The organism is Variovorax sp. V15 (genome assembly GCF_041154425.1).
Taxonomy (GTDB): Bacteria; Pseudomonadota; Gammaproteobacteria; order Burkholderiales; family Burkholderiaceae_C; genus Variovorax; species Variovorax guangxiensis.
Window position 1 is genome coordinate 1,034,674 of record NZ_AP028659.1, and the last position, 17,218, is coordinate 1,051,891.

The 17,218-nt window shown below is 67.1% G+C and carries 18 protein-coding genes and 1 tRNA gene; 3 read left to right on the forward strand and 16 right to left on the reverse strand.

Going from position 1 to position 17,218, the window contains the following annotated elements; all coding sequences use genetic code 11:
• Positions 1 to 125: 125 nt before the first annotated feature.
• Both ACAM57_RS05050 and ACAM57_RS05055 read right to left on the reverse strand, forming a co-directional pair.
• Positions 126 to 1,496 (reverse strand): tetratricopeptide repeat protein, encoded by a 1,371-nt coding sequence (locus ACAM57_RS05050; RefSeq protein ID WP_369660899.1) that lies wholly within the window; start codon positions 1,494 to 1,496, stop codon positions 126 to 128.
• Between the two features lie 193 nt (positions 1,497 to 1,689).
• On the reverse strand, positions 1,690 to 2,088 hold the full coding sequence (locus ACAM57_RS05055) for a tautomerase family protein (RefSeq protein ID WP_126025532.1): 399 nt from the start codon (positions 2,086 to 2,088) through the stop codon (positions 1,690 to 1,692).
• A gap of 112 nt (positions 2,089 to 2,200) precedes the next feature.
• Here ACAM57_RS05055 and ACAM57_RS05060 point away from each other — a divergent pair, with 112 nt between their 5' ends.
• Positions 2,201 to 3,061 carry a LysR family transcriptional regulator gene (locus ACAM57_RS05060; RefSeq protein ID WP_369660900.1) on the forward strand — a complete coding sequence of 287 codons (861 nt, stop codon included), beginning with the start codon at positions 2,201 to 2,203 and terminating at the stop codon, positions 3,059 to 3,061.
• 44 nt (positions 3,062 to 3,105) lie between these two features.
• A complete protein-coding gene (locus ACAM57_RS05065; protein ID WP_126025530.1) occupies positions 3,106 to 3,735 on the forward strand; it encodes a YitT family protein in 630 nt (209 codons plus the stop codon).
• Between the two features lie 9 nt (positions 3,736 to 3,744).
• Here the strand turns inward: ACAM57_RS05065 and ACAM57_RS05070 are convergent, their stop codons facing one another.
• The 7 genes from ACAM57_RS05070 to ACAM57_RS05100 all read right to left on the reverse strand — a co-directional run bounded on the left by ACAM57_RS05070 (position 3,745) and on the right by ACAM57_RS05100 (position 12,299).
• A complete protein-coding gene (locus ACAM57_RS05070) occupies positions 3,745 to 5,157 on the reverse strand; it encodes an amidase (RefSeq protein ID WP_369660901.1) in 1,413 nt (470 codons plus the stop codon).
• A 167-nt stretch (positions 5,158 to 5,324) separates the two neighbouring features.
• Positions 5,325 to 6,812 carry an ABC transporter substrate-binding protein gene (locus ACAM57_RS05075; protein WP_369660902.1) on the reverse strand — a complete coding sequence of 496 codons (1,488 nt, stop codon included), beginning with the start codon at positions 6,810 to 6,812 and terminating at the stop codon, positions 5,325 to 5,327.
• Between the two features lie 236 nt (positions 6,813 to 7,048).
• A complete protein-coding gene (locus ACAM57_RS05080) occupies positions 7,049 to 8,542 on the reverse strand; it encodes an ABC transporter substrate-binding protein (RefSeq protein WP_369660903.1) in 1,494 nt (497 codons plus the stop codon).
• A 109-nt stretch (positions 8,543 to 8,651) separates the two neighbouring features.
• Positions 8,652 to 9,485: an ATP-binding cassette domain-containing protein gene (locus ACAM57_RS05085; protein WP_369660904.1), complete on the reverse strand. Its 834-nt coding sequence runs from the start codon at positions 9,483 to 9,485 to the stop codon at positions 8,652 to 8,654.
• Complete coding sequence (locus ACAM57_RS05090) at positions 9,482 to 10,471, reverse strand: ABC transporter ATP-binding protein (RefSeq protein WP_369660905.1); 990 nt, start codon at positions 10,469 to 10,471, stop codon at positions 9,482 to 9,484. Before ACAM57_RS05090 ends, ACAM57_RS05085 begins: the two co-directional genes overlap by 4 nt.
• A 5-nt stretch (positions 10,472 to 10,476) precedes the next feature.
• Entirely contained in the window at positions 10,477 to 11,352 is an 876-nt protein-coding gene (locus ACAM57_RS05095; protein ID WP_126025525.1) for an ABC transporter permease, read from the reverse strand.
• Positions 11,349 to 12,299: an ABC transporter permease gene (locus ACAM57_RS05100; protein WP_369660906.1), complete on the reverse strand. Its 951-nt coding sequence runs from the start codon at positions 12,297 to 12,299 to the stop codon at positions 11,349 to 11,351. The genes ACAM57_RS05095 and ACAM57_RS05100 overlap by 4 nt, the downstream gene beginning before the upstream one ends.
• Positions 12,300 to 12,403: 104 nt before the next feature.
• Here ACAM57_RS05100 and ACAM57_RS05105 point away from each other — a divergent pair, with 104 nt between their 5' ends.
• Complete coding sequence (locus ACAM57_RS05105; protein WP_369660907.1) at positions 12,404 to 12,685, forward strand: YfhL family 4Fe-4S dicluster ferredoxin; 282 nt, start codon at positions 12,404 to 12,406, stop codon at positions 12,683 to 12,685.
• Here ACAM57_RS05105 and ACAM57_RS05110 read toward each other — a convergent pair.
• From ACAM57_RS05110 to ACAM57_RS05140, 7 genes are all read right to left on the reverse strand, one after another.
• Entirely contained in the window at positions 12,682 to 13,167 is a 486-nt protein-coding gene (locus ACAM57_RS05110; protein WP_369660908.1) for a hypothetical protein, read from the reverse strand. The genes ACAM57_RS05105 and ACAM57_RS05110 overlap by 4 nt on opposite strands.
• 35 nt (positions 13,168 to 13,202) lie before the next feature.
• On the reverse strand, positions 13,203 to 13,835 hold the full coding sequence (gene pth / locus ACAM57_RS05115) for an aminoacyl-tRNA hydrolase (RefSeq protein ID WP_184640656.1): 633 nt from the start codon (positions 13,833 to 13,835) through the stop codon (positions 13,203 to 13,205).
• A gap of 87 nt (positions 13,836 to 13,922) precedes the next feature.
• Positions 13,923 to 14,600: a 50S ribosomal protein L25/general stress protein Ctc gene (locus ACAM57_RS05120; protein WP_126025063.1), complete on the reverse strand. Its 678-nt coding sequence runs from the start codon at positions 14,598 to 14,600 to the stop codon at positions 13,923 to 13,925.
• An 84-nt stretch (positions 14,601 to 14,684) separates the two neighbouring features.
• Complete coding sequence (locus ACAM57_RS05125) at positions 14,685 to 15,659, reverse strand: ribose-phosphate pyrophosphokinase (protein WP_019656422.1); 975 nt, start codon at positions 15,657 to 15,659, stop codon at positions 14,685 to 14,687.
• Between the two features lie 138 nt (positions 15,660 to 15,797).
• A tRNA-Gln gene (locus ACAM57_RS05130) sits at positions 15,798 to 15,874 on the reverse strand.
• Between the two features lie 70 nt (positions 15,875 to 15,944).
• Positions 15,945 to 16,826, reverse strand: a complete 882-nt coding sequence (gene ispE / locus ACAM57_RS05135) for a 4-(cytidine 5'-diphospho)-2-C-methyl-D-erythritol kinase (RefSeq protein ID WP_369660909.1) — start codon at positions 16,824 to 16,826, stop codon at positions 15,945 to 15,947.
• Positions 16,823 to 17,200, reverse strand: a complete 378-nt coding sequence (locus tag ACAM57_RS05140) for a lipoprotein insertase outer membrane protein LolB (RefSeq protein WP_369660910.1) — start codon at positions 17,198 to 17,200, stop codon at positions 16,823 to 16,825. Before ACAM57_RS05140 ends, ispE begins: the two co-directional genes overlap by 4 nt.
• Positions 17,201 to 17,218 lie beyond the last annotated feature (18 nt).

Consider the following 17,218-nt stretch of genomic DNA (forward strand, 5'->3'; position numbering starts at 1 on the left):
GTGGTGTCTGAGGGAGCGGCCAGTCTAGGAGCCGCTCGCATGCTGTCGCCAATTCCTTTTGCACCATGCCCCATGACCTGAAGGCATGGAGTTTTGGTCTGCCTCAACGCTCGGGCCGGACCTGCTCAGGCGTGCGCCGCGGTTCCACCGGTCAACTGCCCGAGGCCGAGCCGGGCATACACCGCGGCCGCCTGCCTGCGCAGGCGCAGCGACTCGGGCTGGCCGTTGAGCTGCTGCTGCAGGATGCCCTGGGCAACCCCCAGCGAAGACGCCGTGCCGCTGCGCACCAGCGCATCGAGATACACCTGCTCGAACAGGTCGCGCTGCGCGTGGCTACCGCCGATCTCGATCATGCGCGGCAGCGCCGTGCCCAGGCCTTCGATGGCTGCCGGAAGATTGCCCTGCGCGTAGGCCACCAGCCCGTGCGCGGCGGGGACGCAGACGCGCTGCCATGCCGCGCGCGTCGACGCCGGCGCATCCGGTGCGAAGGCCAGGATGTTGCGCAGCAGAACCCCCGCCTCGGGGCGGCCGGCGCGCGCCAGGCCGTAGAGGTACTGCAGGTCGAGAAAGGGCAGCACGTGGTCGGCCTGCCGCTGCCGCAGGTGGTCGGCCACGTCGTCCCAGCGCCTGCCCACGTCGATGCCGGCAAGCTCAAGCCGCGCGAGCAGCGAGACCGCACCGATCTGGTCCTGCGAGTAGTCCTTCACCACGCCCCAGGCGTGCTCGTCGTACACCGCGAGCGCCTCGGCATCGCGCCCGAGGTCGATGAGGAACAGCGCCATGTGCCACCAGTTGTGCGTGACCATGAACGAGTTGAGGCCGATCCAGGTGTCGCTCACGCTCTCCATGAACGCCAGCCCCTCGGCGAGCCGGCCCTCGGTGAGCATCACGTGCGCCAGCGCATGGTGCGCCCAAGGCTCCTTGCGGCACATCGCGATGGCGCAGCGCGCGCTTGCCTCGGCTTCGCGCATCAGATGGCATTGCTCGTAGCCGAAGGCCGCCATGCCGTGCACGTAGGGCACGTCTGCCGCGTGCGGCAGCACCGCCAGCGCGAGCTTCAGCATGCCGGGGCAGTCGCCGGTGTTGAAGCAGTGGTACTGGCCGAGCTTGACCGACACCAGGTCGCGCGGATGCTCGCGCGCCTGCTCGGCGTGCAGCGCGATGGCGCGGGCGATGTCGCCCTCGGCCCAGGCCTCGATGGCCGCTATGTAGCGCTGCTCGCGCGGCGTGGCGCGCGAGGCGCCGGCGCGAGCCTTCGCGAGGAACGGCCGTGCATTGGCCACGGCTTCCCGCGATTCGGCGAACAGGTGCAGTGTGGCGCAGTAGGCCTGGACGACCGGGCTCGCGTCGTTGCCGGCGGCAGCTAGCAGGTTGACCGCGCGCGCCTCGCTGGAGATGAAGCCCATGACGAAGTCGTCGACCAGCGGCAGGCTTGCGGCATCGTCGAGGGTGAGCGGGTTGCCGAGGCTGTCGGCGAGGGGATTTGCGGAAGGCATGGCGGCATGGTGCCACGGCAGGAATGCTTCAGCGTCGCATAGTTTTTCTGCCGTGCCATTGCCGGGCGCGCAACGCCGGATTGCAACTGCCAAGGCCAGGAACACCGCGGAACCGGCTTTGCCGGGCCGCAGGTGTTTCCCCCGGAAGGGGGTTGGCGCCGCGACACGAAGTGCGCGCAGCCTGGGGGTGAACCTATACCCCGGCCTGCTGGTGCCGGTACTCCTGCGTCTTGCCGCCATAGCCGTAGGCTGCGCCGCGCGCGTCGATCACATGGATGTACGACACCTCGTGCAGGTCCGGCCTGATCTTCGCCATGGCCGCATGCACCTCGCGCAGGTAGCGCGCCTTCTCGGCCTTGGTGTTGGTCTCGTCGGTGATGCTGATGTCGAGGTGGAAGGCCGACTTGCCCAGCGAGGCGAGCGACTGCCCGCCGATGAACCAGGCGTCGGCGGCGATGTACTGCACGGTGACGGCGATGACCGGCAGCTGCTTGCCGAGCACGCTCTGCGTGAGCTCGGCGACGGCGTCGACGGTCTTGCGGGTGAGGTCGGCATCGGGTTGGCCGGAGAGGTGGACGACGATGTGGGGCATGGCTGGCTCCTTGGATGAATGGGTTGTCGATGGGGTGATTGTGGGAGCCTGCTGGTCATCGGAAAAGCGGGAATATATGATGCGTTCCATCGGATAAACGGATGGATTGACCATGCAAGGGTTCGACCTGGAGCAACTGCGCACGCTGGCCGCCGTCGTCGACGCGGGCAGCCTCACGGCGGCCGCGCCGCGCGTTTTTCTCTCGCAGTCGTCGGTGAGCGAGCAGATCCGCAAGCTGGAGGAGCGGGCAGGGCAGTCGCTGCTCACGCGCAGCAAGGCTGGCGTCGCGCCCACCGAGGCGGGGGTGCGGCTGCTGGGCTATGCGCGGCGCATCCTCGCGCTGAGCGACGAGGCATTCCGCGACCTGCACGGCGAGACGCTGCAGGGGGAACTGCGTCTCGCGGTCACCGACTACTTCCGCCCGGGCGACCTGACGCGGCTGCTGGGGCGGCTCGGCGAGAGCTATCCGCAGGTGCGGCTGCACGTCACCATCCTGAAGAGCGACGCGCTGCGTTCGGCCTATGCCCAAGGCGATTTCGACGTGGGCATCGCGATGAACATCGCCGGAGCTTCCGCGCCCGAGGCCCGGGGCTCGGTGCTGCGGCGCGAGTCGCTGGTGTGGCTCGGCGCGGAGGGCATGCGGCTCGTGCGCGGGGAGCCGCTGCGGCTGCTGGCCCTGCCGGACACCTGCTCGCTGCACCAGTTCACCGTTTCGCTGCTGCGGCGCCGGCGCATACCGTATGCGCTGGCGCACGTCGCGTCGGGCGTGGCGGGGCTGCAGTCGGCGCTGGCGGCGGGCCTGGGCGTTGCCTGCCTCAACGAGTCCTCGATCAGCGACGGCGTGACACGGCTGGCGCCGCCTCACGGCCTGCCGGCGCTGCCGCGCGTTGCCTTCCAGTTCCTGGCGGGGCGCAAGGGCGAGACCGCGTTCGTGACCCGGGCGAGGGAGATGCTGGCCACTCACCTGATGTGACGGATCTCGCCAGGGGTGGCGCGGGATTTGCGTCAGCCCCGGCCATGGATGCGCCACCTCCCACGACCTCCTCGCCCAGCCTGCTGCGCCACACCCGCTTCGACGACGCGCAGGCCATCTTCTCGGGCACGCTCTTCGTCGCCATCGCGATGATGCTGTTCGGCCAGGCGGGCCTGCTCACCGGCGGCACGGCCGGCATCGCGTTCCTGCTGCATTACGCCACCGGCGCGAGCTTCGGCAAGCTGTTCTTCCTGGTCAACCTGCCGTTCTACTGGTTCGCCTGGCATCACATGGGCCGGGCGTTCACGCTCAAGACCTTCTCGGCCATCGCGCTGCTCTCGGTGATGACCGACCTGGCGCCGCGCTACCTGTCGATCGGTTCGCTGCACCCGGCCTTCGCGGCCGTGCTCGGCGGCCTGATGCTGGGCACCGGCTGCCTGTTCCTCGCCCGCCATCGCGCCAGCCTGGGCGGCGCGACGGTGCTCACGCTCTACCTGCAGGAAAAGCGCGGCTGGCCCGCCGGCAAGGTGCAGATCGGCATCGACTGCACCGTAGTGCTGCTGGCGTTGTTCGTGATCCCGCCGCAGCGGGTGGGTTGGTCGGTGCTGGCCGCGGTGGTGATGGGACTCTTCCTCTGGATCAACCACAAGCCCGGGCGCTATGCCGCGACCTGAGGTGCCTCGCTAGCGGCCGGGCGGCGAGGGCCAGGGGCGCTGCGGTTCGCGGATCTGCTCGAAGGCGCGCGACACGCGCAGTACGCCGAGATCGTCGAAGCGCTGGCCGGCGATCTGCAGCCCGATCGGCAGGCCCGCAGCCGAGTACCCGCAGTTCACCGAGGCCGCAGGCTGCTCCGACATGTTGAACGGCACGGTGAACCCGATGTGCTCCAGCGGCCGCAGCGGGTCGTTGGTGGGCGAGGGCGCCTCGGCCGCCGCCGGCATGTTGGGCGACACGGGCGAGATCACGTAGTCGAAGCGCGCGCAGGCGCTCACGGCGGCCACGCGCGTCGCATGGAACTGGCTGAAGCCGCGGAACACATGCTCGCCGCTGAACTCCGCCGCGCTCTCGGCCCATTCGCGGATGTAGGGCAGCACCTTCGAGCGCTGGTCGGCGCGCAGGCTCTTCATGTCCACCAGCGAGCGCATGCGCCAGAAGTGGTCCATGCCGTCGAGCATGGCCTGCGACATGAAGGGCCGCATCGGCTCGATGACGGCGCCGGCCTTCTCCAGCAGGCGCGCGGCCTGCTCGACCGCCGCCTGAATCTCGGGCTCCACCGCCAGGCCGCAGCCCGCATCGAGCAGCAGCCCGAAGCGCAGGCCGCGCAGATGGTCGGGCGCAACGTCGAAGCCCGCCCAGGCCATGTCCTGCGGCGGCAGGTTCATGCTGTCTCGAGCGTCGGGTTTGGACAGCACCTGCATCAGCAGCGCGGCGTCGCCCACGGCGCGGGTCATCGGCCCTGCGACGCGGCCCATGTAGGGCGGGTCGATGGGAACGCGCCCCAGGCTGGGCTTGAGCGTGAAGATGCCGCACCAGCTCGCGGGCAGGCGCAGCGAGCCGCCGATGTCTGTGCCCAGGTGCAAGGGGCCGTAGCCCGCCGCCGTGGCAGCTGCGGCACCCGCGCTGGAGCCGCCCGGTGTCAGGCTCAGGTCCCACGGATTGCGCGCCAGCGTGTGGAAGCTCGACAGCCCCGAAGACAACATGCCGTAGTCCGGCATCGTGGTCTTGCTCACGATCACCGCGCCGGCTTCCTTCAGGCGCGCGGCAGGCGGTGCATCCGCAGCCGCGGGCTTCAGGTCGACGGCGGCGGTGCCTGCGGGCATCGGGTCGCCGCGCGTCGCGATGTTTTCCTTGATGGTGGCCGGCACGCCATCCAGCGGCCCGCGCGCGTCGCCGCGCAGCCAGCGCGCCTCCGAGGCCCGCGCCTGTTCGAGCGCAGCCTCGGGCCTGAAGAGCCAGGTGGCCTGCAGGTGGGGCTCCCAGCGCTCCACCTGCGCGATCACGGCCTGCGTGACCTCGACCGGCGAGAGCTTGCGGTCGCGGTAGGCGGCGGCAAGCTCCTGCGCGGAAAGACTGCTCAGCAAGGCGACATCGGACATTGCGTCACTCACTCAAGCTCCGCATTCATCATGATTCACAGCGCACGAGACGCCCACGGCCCCGTCGGGGAACACCGTGGAACCGGCTTTGCCGGGCCACTGGTGTTGCCCCCGGCAGGGGGTTGGCGAAGCGACACGAAGCGCGCGAAGCCTGGGGGCGAGCCTCATCACCCCCACGAGAGCGCGGAGAGATCGTTCACGAAGATGGGGTTCTCTTTCCAGATGCCCTTCACGTTCTTCTTCGCGACGGTCGGGAACTGCGGCTGGTACAGGAAGCCGTTGGCCGCGTCGGTGGCCAGCATCTTCTGCGCGTCGCCCAGCAGCTTGTTGCGCTCGGTGGCGTTGGCGGTGGTCTTGATCTTGTCGAACAGCGTGTCGAAGGCCTTCGACTGGTAGCCCCAGTAGTAGTCGGGCTTGGCGTAGTTGCCGAGGTCGAAGGGCTCCACGTGCGACACGATCGACAGGTCGTAGTCCTTGTTGCCGTAGGTGCCGCTGAGCCATTGCGCCCACTCGACGTTCTGAACCTTCACCACGATGCCGATCTTGGCCAGCTGCGCCACGATCACCTCGCCGCCCTGGCGTGCGTAGGGCGGCGGCGGCAGCGTCATCTTCAGCTCGAGCGGCGTCTTCACGCCGGCCTCGGCCAGCAGCTTCTTGGCCTTCTCGACGTCGAAGGGGTTGATGCCGGTGGTGTCCACATAGCCCGCCGCGCCCGGCACGTAGTGGCTGCCGATGGGCACGCCGAAGCCGTCGGCCGCGCCTTCGATGAAGGCCTTGCGGTCGATGGCCGCGAGGATGGCGCGGCGCACGCGCACGTCGTCCAGCGGCTTCTTCCTGTTGTTGATCGACAGGATGGTCTTGGCGCGAGAACCGGCCAGGATCACCTGGAACTGCGGATTCATCTTGAACTGCTGCACCACGCGCGTGCCGATGCGCGGGAACACGTCGATGTCGCCCGAGAGCATGGCCGCGGCCTGCGCGGCCGTGTCGGAGATGAAGCGGAAAGTGACCTTGTTGATCTTCGCGGTGGCGGGGCTGCGAAAGCCTTCCCACTTGCTCAGCGTGATCGACGAGCCCTTGGCCCAGTTGTCGAGCTTGTAGGGGCCGGTGCCCACCGGCTTGGTGGCGTTGCCCTCGGCGCTCTTGGGCTCGACGATCACGGCCGTGGCCTGGCCCAGCACGAAGGGCAGGTCGGGGTCGATCTCCTTGTTGATGATGACCACCGTGTAGTCGTCGACCACCTGCGTGCTCAGGTTGGCGAAGGTGCGCTTGTCCTTGTTGGTGCTCTTCTCGCTGCCGGCGCGGTCGAACGAGAACTTGACGGCCGCCGCGTTGAAGGGCTCGCCGTTCTGGTACTTCACGCCGCGCTTCAGCTTGAAGGTGTAGGTCTTGAGGTCGGGGGAGATCTCCCAGCTCTCGGCCAGCAGCGGGGTGACGCTGCCGTCGGAGTTGATCTTGGTGAGCGTCTCCAGGATGTTGTACTGCACCACTTCGGCGATGGCGGCTGCCGCGCCCGTGGTCGGGTCGAGCCCCGGCGGCTCGAGCGCCATGCCGATCACGATGGCGTCCTTCCTGCCCTGCGCCATGCCGGCGAGGGGGCTGGCCAGCGCCACGGTGGCGCCGGCGGTGGTAAGGAGGGTGCGACGGTTCAACATACGTGTGATCTCCGGAAAAACATGCCAGGTTCGAACGGCGGATGACTGCTGCGGCGCACGCCGTGCCCCGAAGGGAGGCGCGGCGCCGCGAAAGACACGGCAAGCAGCACGAAGGATGCCACCTGCGCGAGCGGTCATTTTGATGCACAGGGCACGCCGGTGCGCGGCCCGCGGGCCGGTTTTTCCTTGGGACGTTCCCGTATGCGGGGGGCCCGGCCGGGCTCGGACCCGGTGACTCAGGCCCAGGACAGTGCCGCGATGTCGTTCACGAAGATCGGCGTGTCCTTCCACAGCCCGCGCAGGTTGCGCGCCGCCACGGTGATGAACTGCTGCTGATACAGGAAGACGTTGGCCGCGTCTTCCGCCAGCAGCCGCTGGGCGTCGCCCAGGTAGCGCAGGCGGTCGGCGGGGCGCGCGGCGTTGCGCGCCTTGTCGAAGACCTCGTTGAACTTCGCCGACTGGTAGCCCCAGTAGTACTCCGGCTTGGTGTAGTTCACCAGGTCGAAGGGCTCGACGTGCAGGATCAGCGAGAGGTCGTAGTTCTTGTTGCCGTAGGTGCCGCTGATCCACTGCGCCCACTCGACGTTCTGGATCTTCGCGACGATGCCGATCTTGGCGAGCTGCGCGGCGATGAGCTCGCCGCCCTGGCGCGCGTAGGGCGGGGGCGGCAGTACCAGTTCGAGCTCCAGCGGCGTCTTCACGCCGGCCTCGGCCAGCAGCTTCTTGGCCTTCTCGACGTTGTACGGGTTGACGCCCGTGGTGTCGACATAGCCTGGCAGGCCTGGCACGTAGTGGCTGCCGATGGGCACGCCACGGCCGTCCACCGCGGCGTCAATCACGGCCTTGCGGTCGATGGCCGCCGAGATGGCGCGGCGCACGCGCACGTCGTCCAGCGGCTTGCGCTTGTTGTTGATGGCCAGGATGGTCTTGCCGAGCGAGGCGTTGAACACCACCTGGAAGCGCTTGTCGTTCTGGAACTGCGGCAGGCTGCGCGACACCGAGGCATGCGGGAACAGGTCGACGTCGCCCGAGAGCAGCGCCGTGGTCTGCGCGGCCGGTTCGGAGATGAAGCGGAAGCTGGCCTTGCGGATCTGCACCGTGTCGGCGCCGCGCCAGCCGTCCCACTTGGCGAGCACGATGCTCGAACCCTTGGCCCAGTTGTCGAGCCTGTAGGGGCCGGTGCCGACGGGTTTGGTGGCGTTGGTCTCCACTGTCTTGGGCTCGACGATGATGGCCGAGGCCTGCCCGAGAAGGAACAGCAGGTCGGGCTCGATCTCCTTGGTGATCAGCACCACCGTGTGATCGTCGACTACCTGCGTCGCGATGTTGGTGAAGGTGCGCTTGTCCTTGTTGGTGCTGTTGGCGGCAGCAGCGCGGTCGAACGAGAACTTCACGCTTTGCGCGTTGAAGGGCTCGCCGTTCTGGAACTTCACGCCGCGCCGCAGCTTGAAGGTGAGCGTCTTCAGGTCGGGCGAGACTTCCCAGCTCTCGGCCAGGAGCGGCGTGACGCTGCCGTCGGAGTTGATCTTGGTGAGGGTTTCAAAGACGGTGTAGAGCACCACTTCTGCAATCTCCGCGCCGGCCTTGGCCGTGGGGTCCAACCCCGTGGGCTCCAGCGTGAGGCCGATGACCAGCGCATCCTTCTTTTTCTGTGCCAGCGCGAGGGTCGGCAGGGCCAGCGGGGTCAGGGCTGCGGCGCCGGTGGCGAGCAGGGTGCGTCGTTTGAGCATGGAGCGGTGTCCTCGAAACAGGGGCAGGCATCATCCGCGACGGCGCGCGCGTGCGCAACCAGATGCTTATGACCCACTCATCCTAGGGAGGCGGGACGACGCTTCGATGTCAGCCGGGCAGCAGCGTGCCGCCGGCAGGCGTACGCGGCACGGCGTCGAGCAGCGTGCGCGTGTATTCGTGCTGCGCGTGCTGGAAGAGTTCGGCAGGCGCTCCCTGCTCCACGATGCGGCCCTTGAAGACCACGCACACGTTGTCGCAGAGGTGGTTGACCACCGCGAGGTCATGGCTGATGAGCAGGTAGCTGATGCCGAACTGCTGCTGAAGGTCCTGCATGAGGTTGAGCACCTGCGCCTGCACCGACACGTCGAGCGCGCTCACGGGTTCGTCGGCCACGATGAGCTTGGGGCGCGTGATGAGGGCGCGTGCGATGGCGATGCGCTGGCGCTGCCCACCCGAGAACTCGTGCGGGTACTTGTCGAGGTCGGTGGTGCGCAGGCCCACGGCGGCGAGTGTTTCGGCGGCGCGTTCGCGCTGCTCGGCGCGAGTGGTGGCCGCGAGCGCTTCGAGCGGCTCGGCGACGATGCGCGCGACCGTCTGGCGCGGATCGAGCGAGCCGTACGGGTCCTGGAACACCATCTGGAAGTCGCGGCGCGCCACGCGCAGCTCTTCCTTCGAGAGCGCGTGCAGATTGCGGCCTTCGAGGGAAACAGTGCCGGAAGTGGGTGTATCGAGCGCCATCACGAGACGCGCGATGGTCGACTTGCCCGAGCCCGATTCGCCGACGATACCCACGCTTTGGCCGGCCTGCACTTCGAAGCTCACGCCGTTGAGCGCCTTCACGGTCGGCGGCGGGCCGAAGAGCTTCTCGCGCGGCAGCGCGTAGTGGCGGACGAGGTCGGTGACCCGCAGCAGCGGCGAAGAAGCGGCGGTGGTCGCGCTCATGGTGCGATGGCTCCTTCAGCGGCGATCTCTTCGAGGCGGATGCAGCGCACCGCATGGTCCTGCGGCAGCATCGTGGCCGGCGGCCGCGTGGTCATGCAGGCGTCGACGGTGTAGCTGCACCGTCCCGCGAAGGGGCAGCCCTTGGGCAGGTCGACCAGCTCGGGCACGCTGCCCTTGATGGTGGCCAGCCGCACGCCGCGCGGCGCGCCGATGACGGGGCGCGCGGCGAACAGGCCTTGCGTGTACGGGTGGGCGCGCCGGGCGAACACGGCTTCGGTCGGCCCGCTCTCGACCACGCTGCCGCCATACATCACGAGCATCTTCGAGACCGTCTGCGCGATCACGCCGAGGTCGTGCGAGATCAGGATCAGCGCCATGCCGCGCTCGGCCACGAGGCTCTTGATCAACTCGAGGATCTGCTTCTGGATGGTCACGTCGAGCGCGGTGGTGGGCTCGTCCGCGATCAGCATGTCGGGCCCGCACGCGAGCGCCATGGCGATACCGATGCGCTGCCGCTGCCCGCCGGAGAACTGGTGCGGATACGCGTCGAGGCGCGAAGCCGCATCCGGAATGCCCACGCGCTCCAGCAGCGCGAGCACCTCCTTGCGCGCGTCGGCCTTCGAGAGCCCGCGATGCAGCCGCAGCGGCTCGCCGACCTGGCGCGCGATGGTGTGTACTGGGTTCAGCGCCGTCATCGGCTCCTGGAAGATCATGCCGATGCGGTTGCCGCGGATCTCGCACATCCGCTTCTCGGGCAACCCGACGAGCTCGGTGCCGTCGAAGCGGATGCTGCCGCCGACCGTCGCGGTGGAGGGCAGCAGGCCCATGAGCGACATCACGGTGATCGACTTGCCGCAGCCCGATTCGCCGACGATGCCCAGCGTTTCGCCGCGTTCCAGCGAGAAACCGATGCCGCGCACCGCGTCCGCGGGGCCGCGTTGCGTCTGCAGGCCGATGTGGAGGTCCTTGACTTCGAGCAGGGGCATCTTGCTTACCTTGCTCTCGCCAGGCGCGGATCGAGCAGGTCGCGCAGACCGTCGCCGAGCAGGTTCAGGCCCAGCACCGCGAAGGCGATGGCCATGCCGGGGAACACCGCGAGCAGAGGCGCCTGGAACATCATCGTCTGCGCTTCGCTGAGCATGCGGCCCCAAGAAGGCTGCGGCGGCTGCGTGCCCAGGCCGAGGTAGGAGAGGGCGGCCTCGGCGAGGATCGCGATGGCGAAGCGGATGGTGATCTGCACGATCAGCACCGCCGAGATGTTCGGCAGCACGTGCTGCATCGTGATCGCGAAGCTGCCCTTGCCGCAGGCGCGTGCGGCGGCCACGTATTCGCGCGACCAGATGGCGTTGGCCGATGCGCGCGTGATGCGCGCGAAGGTCGGGATGTTGTAGATGCCGATCGCGATGATCGCGTTGACGATGCCCGCGCCGAACACGGCCGTCATCATGATGGCCGAGAGGATCGCGGGGAAAGCCAGTGAGAAGTCGGTGAGCCGCATGATGGCTTCTTCCACCCAGCCGCGCTTCGCTGCTGCGAGCAGGCCCAGCGCGGTGCCGACCACGAGGCCGATGCCGACCGCGATCACGCCCACGAGGATGGACGCGCGCGCGCCCACGAGCAGCAACGAGGCCACGTCGCGTCCGTAGGTGTCGGTGCCCAGCCAGTGCGAACCCGTCGGCGGCTTCAGCTTGCTGGCCATGTCCATCTCGTAGGGCGACCATGGCGTCCACACCAGCGAGACGGCCGCGGCCAGCAGCAGGAGCAGCGTGAGCGTGCCGCCGATGACGAAGCTGCGGTGATGCAATGCGCGGCGCCAGAAGCCCGGCACCTTGAGCGCGGCGGCGTTGGGAACTGCTGCTGTGCTCATATGTCGCTGGCCTTGATGCGCGGGTCGATCACGGCATACAGCACGTCGACCACGAAGTTCACGATGACCACCATGGCCGCCAGCAGCATCACGCAGTTGCGCACCACGATCAGGTCGCGGTTGCTGATGGCCTGGAAGATCAGCCGGCCCAGGCCGGGAAGATAGAACACGTTCTCCACCACGATGGTGCCGGCCAGCAGTTCGGAGAACTGCATGCCCATGACCGTGATGACGGGGATCATCGCGTTGCGCAGCACGTGCGTCCAAAGCACCATGCGCTGCGACACGCCCTTGGCGCGCGCGGTGCGAACGAAGTCCTCGCGCATCACTTCGAGCACGGCCGAGCGCGTGATGCGCGCCAGGATCGCCGCTTGCACCACGGCCAGCGAAAGGGCAGGCAGCAGCAGCGACTTGAGGCCGGCAAAGATACCTTCACCCCATCCCTCGAAGCCGCCGGCGGAGAACCACTGCAGCTGCACCGAGAACACCAGGATCAGCAGGATGGCGAACCAGAAGTTCGGAATGGCGATGCCGACCTGGGCCATGCCCATGAGGCCGACGTCGCCGAGCTTGTTGTGGCGGGCCGCGGCGGTCACGCCCACCAGCAGGGCGATCACGACGGTGAGCGCCATGGCGAGCACGGCCAGGGGTACCGTCAGCGCCAAGCGTTCGAGGATGAGGTCGAGCACGGGCGAGCTGTAGGCGTAGCTGTCGCCGAGGTTGCCGGTGAGCAGGCCGCCGATCCAGTGCCAGTAGCGCGTCCAGGCGGGCTGGTCGAGGCCGAGCTTGGTGGCCAGGGCGGCCACGGCCTCGGGCGAGGCGTCGGGGCCCATGAGCATCTGCGCGGCGTTGCCGGGCAGGATCTCGAGCACGAGGAAGACGATGACCGAGGCGCCGATCAGGGTGCCGATCAGCGTGGCGAGGCGCTTGACTAGGAACAGACTCATGGGGCGGGGCGCAGCATAACTGACTCCCGCAACAAATGTGCCGCGAATGTGGCCTTTGTCATTCAGCGGCTGCCGGCCCGGCCCGAGCCGCGATAATCGGGGCCATGGCCCTCATGATCACCGACGAATGCATCAATTGCGATGTCTGCGAGCCCGAGTGCCCGAACGACGCGATCTACATGGGCGAGGCGTTCTACGAGATCGATCCGCGCAAGTGCACCGAGTGCGTGGGCCATTTCGATGAACCGCAGTGCGTGCAGATCTGCCCCGTGGCCTGTATTCCCGTGAACCCCGAGCATGTGGAAAGCCGCGAGACGCTGATGCAGAAATACCAGCGTCTCACGGCGATCAAGGTGACTGCAGCGGCAGCTTCGTCCGGCGCTTAATCGGCCGATTTCCGTTTCTTTTTCTTGCGCTCCGGTGCGTCAGCGCCTGGGCTGCTGCTGAAGCTCAGGCTCGATTTGCGGGGCGCATTGGCTTCCTTGCGAGCGCGGTCGCGCTCCCTCTGCTCGACCATGGCGAGCCGCCTTTCCGCCAGGGCCGCGCTTCTTGCCTCCCGCGCGGCGCGCTGGTCGCGGTCATGAGCGGCCTTTTCCAGCGACAGGCGGTTGCGCTCCATGCGGTCGGCCTGGGTCTGGGCGCTGCGGGTGCCGGCATCGGCGGCGCGGCGGTCTTCGTCGCTGCGGCGGTCGTCCACCTTCACCGTCCTGCCGCCTTCACAGGGTTGATCGGAATAGGTGTTGCCGCAGCGCCAGGTGTTCGCCCCTTGGGCGGCAGCGCCTGCGGAGCAGATGCCGATTGCTATTGAAAAGATAGCGATTGCGGTTTTCGAAACCGTCTTTCCGTTCTTCTCTTTTTTTTCGCTCATTTTTATTTCTCTCCCTCCTGCACTTCAATGGCCGGCTAGGTGGCGGCAGGCGTGCCCCCTTCGCCGGGCTCCCTCCGCGGCGGCTTGGGCCGGGGCGGTTTGCTCGTGTGAATGACCAGGGTCGCCTTTTCCATCTCGCCTGCCACCAGCGCGGGAATCGCGTGCAGCGTGCGGGTGATGGCGTCCTCGATCGCTTCGCGCTGTTCCTTGAGTGGCTTCTTGAGCACCCAGTTGACGACCTCCGACTTCACGCCGGGGTGGCCAATGCCCAGGCGCAGCCGCCAGTAGTCGCCGGTGCCCAGTTGCGCGTGGATGTCGCGCAGTCCGTTGTGGCCGGCATGGCTGCCGCCGAACTTGAGCTTGACCTGGCCAGGGACCACGTCGAGCTCGTCGTGTACCACGAGGATTTCTTCCGGCGCGATCTTGAAGAAGCGCGCCAAGGCGGCCACCGACTTGCCCGACAGGTTCATGAAGGTCTGCGGCTCCAGCAGCCAGATGCTCTGGCCGCCGATGCTCGTGCGCGCGGCGAGGCCGTGGTAGCTGCGCTCGGGCACGAGGTTGAGCTTCCATTCGCGCGCGAGGGCGTCGATCCACCAGAAGCCGGCGTTGTGCCGCGTGGCTTCGTACTCGGGGCCCGGGTTTCCGAGGCCGACAAACAGCTTGATCATGGTCGTGGATTATCCGGTCGCCGTAAAAGCAAAAAGGCCCGCACGAGGCGGGCCTTCATCGGGAAGCAACGAGTGCGAAGAAGCGGATTACTTCTTGGCAGGTGCCTTGGCAGCGGGCGTCTTGGCCGCGGCCTTGCCACCCTTGCCTGCCGGAGCGGCTGCTGCGTCGGCAGCTGCTGCGCCTTCGGCGGGAGCTTCTTCTTCGGCAGCCGGGGTCACGGCCGAAGCCAGCACCGGGTTGGCCTTGCCGTGGCTGACCCACTTCACGCCGCGGGGCAGCTTGATGTCCTTCAGCGTGACGGTGCCGTTCTTCTTCAGGCCCGACAAGTCGACTTCGATGAACTCGGGCAGGTCGGTCGGCAGGCAGTTCACTTCCAGTTCGGTCGTGACGTGGTTGACCAGGTTGTGGTCGAGCTTGACGGCGTCGGACTCTTCCTCGCCCTTGAAGTGCACGGGCACCTTCAGGGTCATGCGGGTCTTGGCGTCCACGCGCTGGAAGTCGATGTGCTGCACCAGCTGGCGGAAGGGGTGGTATTGCACGTCACGCAGCAGAACCTTGCTGACGTTGCCGCCCAGTTCCATCTCGAGAACGCTGGAGTGGAAGGCTTCCTTCTTCAGGGCGTGCCACAGCGCGTTGTGATCGAGCTCGATCAGTTGGGGCTCGGCGCCACCGCCGTAGACGATGCCGGGGGTCTTGCCCGTGATGCGGAGACGGCGGCTCGCACCCGTGCCCTGCTTTGCGCGCTCAAAAGCGACGAATTTCATAACTAGCTCCTGTAAGAGTCCACCGCGACCAGTGCGACTCCGGTTCAAAAAGGCTTCAGGGGTGAAGCCCGCTCTTTGCCCAGGTCAGAACAGGTTGTCCTGATCCGAGAACAAACTCATCACCGACTCGCCCTTGGCAATGCGCTGGATCGTTTCGGCGATCAGCGGCGCCACGGAGAGCTGGCGGATCTTTCCGCAGGCATTGGCGCCGTCGGAGAGGGGGATGGTGTTGGTCACGACCACTTCGTCGAGGGCCGAGCCCTTGGTGATGCGCTCGATGGCCGGGCCCGAGAAGATCGGGTGCGTGCAGTAGGCGTACACGCTCTTGGCGCCGCGCTCCTTGAGCACCTCCGCAGCTTTGACCAGCGTGCCGGCGGTGTCGATCATGTCGTCCATGATCACGCAGTTGCGGCCGTCGATCTCGCCGATCACGTTCATGACTTCGCTGACGTTGGCCTTCGGGCGGCGCTTGTCGATGATGGCGAGGTCGCAGTTCAACTGCTTGGCCAGCGCGCGGGCGCGAACCACGCCGCCGACGTCGGGCGAGACCACGATCAGGTCTTCGTAGTTCTTGGCGCGCAGGTCGCCCAGCAGCACCGGCGAGGCATAGATGTTGTCGACGGGAATGTCGAAGAAGCCCTGAATCTGGTCGGCGTGCAGGTCCATGGTGAGCACGCGCTCGACACCGACGGTTTCCAGCAGGTTGGCCACCACCTTGGCCGAGATCGGCACGCGGCTCGAGCGCGGGCGGCGGTCCTGGCGGGCATAGCCGAAGTAGGGGATCACGGCGCTGATGCGTTCGGCCGAAGCGCGCTTGAGCGCGTCGACCATGATCAGCAGTTCCATCAGGTTTTCGTTCGTCGGAGCGCAGGTCGACTGCACCACGAACACGTCGCGTGCGCGGACGTTCTGGTTGATCTCGACGGTGACTTCGCCGTCGGAGAAGCGGCCCACGCGGGCAGCGCCCAGCGAGGTGCCGAGGTTGTGCGCGATTTCTGCGGCAAGGCCCGGATTGGCATTGCCGGTGAAAACCATGAAATCAGGGTGATTAGCCTGCATGAGCGCGTCCCGGCAGTGCAAGTGGGCTTAGGAAGCCGCCAAAAGGTTCGTATGCATGGCGGCCGGTGAGCCGCCGATTATTGCAGCGGGTGGGCTGCAAATGAAGACTGCGGCCCTCGGGCCGCAGTCGTGAAGATTTGGCAGGGGAGAAAGGATTCGAACCTTTGCATGCTGGAATCAAAATCCAGTGCCTTAACCAGCTTGGCGACTCCCCTACACGGGTCGACGGCTTTCGCCATCAACCGATATATGTCGCATCGAACCGAACGAACGATCCGATTATCTTCAGGTTGCCCATCCCCAGAGTGGATGAACTTCCAGATTGCTGCATTGACGAACCTGCCAGCCTTCGGGGGCCTCGAGCAGTTCCGCTTCTTGCGGCGATTGCGGCAGCTTCGCGAACACCGAGCTTCCGGAGCCGGTCATCCGTGCCTTCAATCCTTGGGTACCGAGCCATTCGATGGCGTCGGTGACCGCGGGACAAAGTCGCTGGGCAACCGGCTGCAGGTCGTTGTGGCCGAACTCGAAAACCCGGTTTCCCAAGTTTGTCGCTTCCGACGATTCGCTGTCTGCAGCAAAGCCTGAGATTATAGCAACAGGCGTGGCACGTTGAAGGTTCGAATCCGAAAAAATTAATCGGGTATCGAGTCCTTCGGGTGGTTTGACCACCACGAAGCGTGCGGAAGGGAGTGTAACCGGTGTGATTTCCTCCCCGATGCCTTCCACCCACGCGTTGCGTCCGCCGAGGAAGAAAGGCACGTCGGCGCCCAGCGTCAGGCCAATGTGGGCCAGCCGCGACAACGGCAGGTTCAGGCCCCACAGGCGGTTCAGCGCGAGCAGGCAGGAGGCGGCATCCGACGAGCCTCCACCCATCCCCGCCTGCGCCGGCACATGCTTGGCGACGCCGATGTGCGCACCCTGGCCTGGCGCGGCGAAGGGCTGCAACGCACGCGCGGCACGCAGGATCAGGTCGTCCGCCGGCAGCTCCGTCGTCAGATCCTCCCGGCTGAGCTGGCCATCGCGCCGCAGTTCGACGTGCAGCGTGTCGCACCAGTCGATCAGCATGAACACCGACTGCAGCAGGTGATACCCGTCGTCGCGCCTGCCGGTGATGTGGAGAAAGAGATTGAGCTTGGCCGGCGCGGGGAGGTCGTAGATCGCCTTCATGACCGCTCGAACACGATGCGCAGATCGGCCCTCGGACTCGGCGACTCGCGCACCGCCTGCAGCCGTCCGCTGCCGAGCTGCGCGAGATCGGGCTTCCAGCCGGGCACGGGTTCGTTGCGGCCCGCCAGCCAGCCGAAAAGAGCTCCGACCGGAATGGCCGCGCCGGTAGCCGCCTCGATGAGCTCATCGACCGAGTCGAACCGGCGTGTCCGGTTGCCGTCCTTCAGCAACGCTTCGCCCGGCGCCCAATGCAACTGGGCCAGGGTGCTGCCGATGGGTGTCGTGAGCGTCAGGTCGCCCGCCTCGGCCGAGCCGCGAAGTTCGAACAGTGCCGCGAAGGTCTGCACCGGCTCGCTCTCGATGCGCAACGACATGCGTCCGCTCCAGCTGTC

Coding starts and splice junctions, on each gene's coding strand:
- pth (WP_184640656.1), bottom strand. CDS start 13,835: ATGATCAAGCTGTTTGTCGGCCTCGGAAACCCGGGCCCCGAGTACGAA.
- ACAM57_RS05050 (WP_369660899.1), bottom strand. CDS start 1,496: ATGCCTTCCGCAAATCCCCTCGCCGACAGCCTCGGCAACCCGCTCACC.
- ACAM57_RS05080 (WP_369660903.1), bottom strand. CDS start 8,542: ATGCTCAAACGACGCACCCTGCTCGCCACCGGCGCCGCAGCCCTGACC.
- ACAM57_RS05090 (WP_369660905.1), bottom strand. CDS start 10,471: ATGCCCCTGCTCGAAGTCAAGGACCTCCACATCGGCCTGCAGACGCAA.
- ACAM57_RS05110 (WP_369660908.1), bottom strand. CDS start 13,167: ATGAGCGAAAAAAAAGAGAAGAACGGAAAGACGGTTTCGAAAACCGCA.
- ACAM57_RS05065 (WP_126025530.1), top strand. CDS start 3,106: ATGGATGCGCCACCTCCCACGACCTCCTCGCCCAGCCTGCTGCGCCAC.
- ispE (WP_369660909.1), bottom strand. CDS start 16,826: ATGAAGGCGATCTACGACCTCCCCGCGCCGGCCAAGCTCAATCTCTTT.
- ACAM57_RS05095 (WP_126025525.1), bottom strand. CDS start 11,352: ATGAGCACAGCAGCAGTTCCCAACGCCGCCGCGCTCAAGGTGCCGGGC.
- ACAM57_RS05075 (WP_369660902.1), bottom strand. CDS start 6,812: ATGTTGAACCGTCGCACCCTCCTTACCACCGCCGGCGCCACCGTGGCG.
- ACAM57_RS05100 (WP_369660906.1), bottom strand. CDS start 12,299: ATGAGTCTGTTCCTAGTCAAGCGCCTCGCCACGCTGATCGGCACCCTG.
- ACAM57_RS05120 (WP_126025063.1), bottom strand. CDS start 14,600: ATGAAATTCGTCGCTTTTGAGCGCGCAAAGCAGGGCACGGGTGCGAGC.
- ACAM57_RS05060 (WP_369660900.1), top strand. CDS start 2,201: ATGCAAGGGTTCGACCTGGAGCAACTGCGCACGCTGGCCGCCGTCGTC.
- ACAM57_RS05070 (WP_369660901.1), bottom strand. CDS start 5,157: ATGTCCGATGTCGCCTTGCTGAGCAGTCTTTCCGCGCAGGAGCTTGCC.
- ACAM57_RS05055 (WP_126025532.1), bottom strand. CDS start 2,088: ATGCCCCACATCGTCGTCCACCTCTCCGGCCAACCCGATGCCGACCTC.
- ACAM57_RS05140 (WP_369660910.1), bottom strand. CDS start 17,200: ATGTCGTTGCGCATCGAGAGCGAGCCGGTGCAGACCTTCGCGGCACTG.
- ACAM57_RS05125 (WP_019656422.1), bottom strand. CDS start 15,659: ATGCAGGCTAATCACCCTGATTTCATGGTTTTCACCGGCAATGCCAAT.
- ACAM57_RS05085 (WP_369660904.1), bottom strand. CDS start 9,485: ATGAGCGCGACCACCGCCGCTTCTTCGCCGCTGCTGCGGGTCACCGAC.
- ACAM57_RS05105 (WP_369660907.1), top strand. CDS start 12,404: ATGGCCCTCATGATCACCGACGAATGCATCAATTGCGATGTCTGCGAG.